Source organism: Gluconobacter aidae (assembly GCF_009547075.1).
GTDB classification, from domain to species: domain Bacteria; phylum Pseudomonadota; class Alphaproteobacteria; order Acetobacterales; family Acetobacteraceae; genus Gluconobacter; species Gluconobacter aidae.
This window is the reverse complement of sequence record NZ_WIPH01000096.1, coordinates 1-1095: the sequence shown is the minus strand read 5'-3', so window position 1 is coordinate 1095 and position 1095 is coordinate 1. Positions and strand designations below refer to the sequence as shown.

The 1095-nt window shown below is 53.1% G+C and carries 1 protein-coding gene; it reads right to left on the bottom strand.

From position 1 onward, the window contains the following. The coding region (locus GFJ39_RS13875; RefSeq protein WP_153432042.1) for a polyprenol monophosphomannose synthase at positions 1–685 on the bottom strand (685 nt) is incomplete at its 3' end. Between the last annotated feature and the right edge of the window lie 410 nt (positions 686–1095).

The following is a 1095-nucleotide window of genomic DNA, read 5'->3' as shown; positions in this document are numbered from 1 at the left end:
CTAGAGCGAGAAAGAATTGGCCAATGATCTTGGGCGTCATTTTGCTTTCGCCGTGGACGCGCTCTCGGAAGATCATCGGGCATTCCTTGATCCGCAGAGATTTCGGACTGGTCATGAGGATTTCAAACAGGATCTTAAATCCGTGTCCGGTCAGGCGAGGGGCCAGTTCTTCAAAATCCCGCTGCCGCATGAGAAAAAATCCGCTCATCGGATCTTTGATCGGAGCCAAAGCGGACATGGCCACCAGATTGCCCAGGCAGGAAATAGAATGGCGCCAGAAACCGGACAGCCCCGCGCTATTACCGCCCTTGACGTGCCGGCTGGCGACAGCGAGATCGTAGTGATCGTCTCGGACGGCCGCCATCATCGGAATAAGGCATGATTCATCATGCTGCAGGTCACCATCCATGACGGCCACAAAGGTTGCGGATGACGACAGGATACCTTCGGTCACCGCCGATGAGAGACCTCGGCGCCCCAGACGGAGAATGCCACGCACCCGTCGGTCTTGCTCGGCGATCCTCCGGACGGTATGGATCGTTCCATCCGGAGAGTTGTCATCAACAAAAATTATTTCCCATGTGATATCACTGAGAACTTTATCCAGTGCCCTGACCAGAGGTATTACATTATTTTCTTCACAATAGCACGGTATTATTACGCTTAGAATTGGACTTATTGTCATTTATATCTCTGCAACGCCTATTTCATCATGAAAATACGATTTGCAATCATGAAGGAATAATAAGATTTGTAATTATTTAAGGCGCTCCTGTCGTAGCGGGTTGCGATGCGGCCTTTGCGTGAGGGCATGACTGGCAGGATCCCGTGAAGCAGGCAGATCCCGTCGGAAACTGTCACTGTCATCGCCCCGGTCGGCCGGCATGGCTTTGAAGTTCGGAACAGGCGGCATGCCATTGAGAAAGCGGCGGGTCTCTTTGGCGGCTCGAGCCCGGCATCCACGCTCAGGCGGCAGAAGCAGATCAGATTTCAGGCACACCGCATGGATCTTTTGTCAGCGTGATCTATATGTTTGGTCCCATTCCTCCAGCTCCTGAGGCGTAAGGAACGGGACGCCTGTCTGGCCTGTCTTTG